General features: G+C 60.2%; 1 pseudogene. It reads left to right on the top strand.

The annotated features are described in order from the left end of the window. Positions 1-304: pseudogene (locus tag SB822_RS56100) on the top strand (glycosyltransferase family 1 protein); the annotation flags it as partial.

The following is a 304-nucleotide window of genomic DNA, read 5'->3' as shown; positions in this document are numbered from 1 at the left end:
AGAATGGTGTGGACATCGACGACTTCAAGCCGTCGGACGCGGTCGAGATCGCCGCGGCGCGTAAGTCGCTGCTCGGCGAATCGAAAGCCGACAAACTTGTGCTCGGAACCGTGACAGGCTTCGACTGGTACAAGGGCACGATGGACGTGATCGCCGCAGTGAGCGCGTTGCCGCCATCGCTACGTGAAAAGATTGCAGTCGTGGTTGTCGGAACGGAGCCGAGCGCAGAGCAGTGGCAGGTTATTGATTCGGTGGGTATGCGCAGCCAGCTCGAAGTCGCGGGTTTCGTGGAAGACGTGAAGCC

The organism is Paraburkholderia sp. SIMBA_054, from assembly GCF_046534875.1.
Classification (GTDB): Bacteria; Pseudomonadota; Gammaproteobacteria; order Burkholderiales; family Burkholderiaceae; genus Paraburkholderia; species Paraburkholderia hospita.
This window is presented reverse-complemented; position numbering and strand designations above follow the sequence as displayed.